The organism is Cupriavidus sp. WS, assembly GCF_000395345.1.
Taxonomy (GTDB): Bacteria; Pseudomonadota; Gammaproteobacteria; order Burkholderiales; family Burkholderiaceae; genus Cupriavidus; species Cupriavidus basilensis_B.
The window spans coordinates 1-2,049 of record NZ_AQPL01000490.1; the positions used below are offsets into that span (position 1 = coordinate 1).

Consider the following 2,049-nt stretch of genomic DNA (forward strand, 5'->3'; position numbering starts at 1 on the left):
TGATCGGCTGCGACGCCATCGTCAGCGCCACCGACGACGTCATCTCCAAGACCCAGGCCGGCCGCACGCGCGCCATCGTCAACACCGCGCAGACGCCCACCGCCGAGTTCATCAAGAACCCGAAGTGGCAGTTCCCGGGCCTGTCCGCCGAGCAGGACATCCGCAACGCGGTGGGCGACGCCTGCGACTTCATCAACGCCAGCGGCCTGGCCGTGGCGCTGCTCGGCGACACCATCTACACCAACCCGCTGGTGCTCGGCTACGCCTGGCAGAAAGGCTGGCTGCCGCTGTCGCTGGACGCGCTGGTGCGCGCCATCGAGCTCAACGGCGTGCAGGTGGACAAGAACAAGGCCGCCTTCGACTGGGGCCGCCACATGGCGCACGACCCCGAGCACGTGCTGTCGCTCACCGGCAAGCTGCAGAGCACCGCCGAAGGCGCCGACGTGGTCAGGCTGCCCACGTCGTCGGGCGCGCTGCTGGAAAAGCTGATCGCGCGCCGCGCCGACCATCTCGCCGCGTACCAGGACGCCGCCTACGCGCAGATCTTCCGCGACGCCGTGAACCGCGTGCGCGCGAAGGAGAGCGAGATCGCCGGCAGCGGCAAACCCCTGCCGCTGACCGAGGCGGTGGCACGCAACCTGTCCAGGCTGATGGCCTACAAGGACGAATACGAGGTCGCGCGCCTCTACACCGATCCGGTCTTCCTCGACAAGCTGCGCAGCCAGTTCGAAGGCGAACCCGGGCGCGACTACCAGTTGAAGTTCTGGCTGGCGCCGCCGCTGCTGGCCAGGCGCGACGAACAGGGCCACCTGGTCAAGCGCGCGTTCGGCCCGTCCACCATGACCCTGTTCCGCCTGCTGGCGAAGCTCAAGGGCCTGCGCGGCGGCCCGCTCGACGTGTTCGGCAGGAGCGCCGAGCGCCGCACCGAGCGCGCGCTGATCGGCGAGTACCGCGCGCTGCTGGACGAGTTGACGCGCGACCTGAGCGCGGCCAACCACGCGGCCGCGGTCGCGCTGGCGAACCTGCCCGACGACATCCGCGGCTTCGGCCACGTCAAGGACGCCAACCTCGCCAAGGTGCGCGCGCGCTGGGCGGCGCTGCTGGGACAGTTCCGGCACCCGGAGACGGCGCAGCGGGTGGCTTGAGGTGCAGCTCGGGCGCAGACCTGCGACGGCGCCCCGGTTGCCGTCAAACCCCGCGTTATTTGTAGCGCGGGGTTTTTTGTTCTTGGCCGCGCAATGTTCCGATCCGTTCCGGCCATCGGAGAAAACCCGGAGTCGTCTGATTGATTCACCGCGGAGCGCCCTTTACGCTGCGGCTACAACACTGCCGGAGACGCCAGATGGATGACCAGAAGCGAAAGCGGATACTGAAAATCGCCGCCATTCTTCAAACCTTCCTCGCAGAAGACCTGGACATCGAGGTCGGGAATATGGAGTTACTCGACGTCAGCGGGCGAATCGTGGAGGCCGTCCGAACCGAGTTCTACAACGAGGGGCTGCGCGCGGCCGCCAGGCTGATCGAAAACAAGCTAAGCGACATGGTCGAGCAGATATCTTTCCTGGAAGCTTATGAAGCCCAAGTTCAGCCTGGCGCAAATGCGGGACGTATGGATTGATGCCTACGCAAGCGGCGATATCGACCAACTGGATTTCGTCGAATGCGATCACTTCTTCGTCAAGCGGGGCGAGAAAATGCTCTCCAAGCGGCAACAACTCGGACATATCCGTTCGCGCGTGGCGGCAGGTACGTGGGACCGCCCACACGTGCGGGATGAGTCGATCGACGTGACCGAGCATGCCGCGTGGGCGACGGTCTCGGGCGTCGGCTCGATGATGAAAAACGCGAAGGCATGCTCGCGCTTCAGCTTCGTGGAGCTGTGGCTTGTCAGCGGCGGACGGTGGCAAGTGGCCGCATTGTGCTACGAGGACCTCTCGCGCGCCGGGCAGGTATTGCCGCCATCCTGACCATCCTTCCATAGCGACGGTCTTCTCCCCTCTCCCGCCGGCGGGAGGGGCCGGGGGAGCGCCCCGGCGCCCGCCGACCCGG

At 66.6% G+C, this 2,049-nt stretch carries 3 protein-coding genes; all 3 read left to right on the forward strand.

Annotation, left to right across the window (positions count from 1 at the left end; translation table 11 throughout):
• Positions 1–1,145: DUF6537 domain-containing protein (locus K206_RS39945; RefSeq protein ID WP_043367571.1), on the forward strand; the 1,145-nt coding region annotated here is incomplete at its 5' end.
• Between the two features lie 197 nt (positions 1,146–1,342).
• Entirely contained in the window at positions 1,343–1,618 is a 276-nt protein-coding gene (locus K206_RS0132390) for a DUF2164 family protein (protein WP_020206457.1), read from the forward strand.
• Positions 1,572–1,967, forward strand: coding sequence for a DUF4440 domain-containing protein (locus K206_RS39950; protein WP_063826903.1), 396 nt, complete (start codon positions 1,572–1,574; stop codon positions 1,965–1,967). Before K206_RS0132390 ends, K206_RS39950 begins: the two co-directional genes overlap by 47 nt.
• Positions 1,968–2,049: the final 82 nt, after the last annotated feature.

What these genes read in the sequence shown, in the direction of transcription:
- K206_RS0132390 (WP_020206457.1), top strand. Translation starts at nt 1,343, where the DNA reads ATGGATGACCAGAAGCGAAAGCGGATACTGAAAATCGCCGCCATTCTT.
- K206_RS39950 (WP_063826903.1), top strand. Translation starts at nt 1,572, where the DNA reads ATGAAGCCCAAGTTCAGCCTGGCGCAAATGCGGGACGTATGGATTGAT.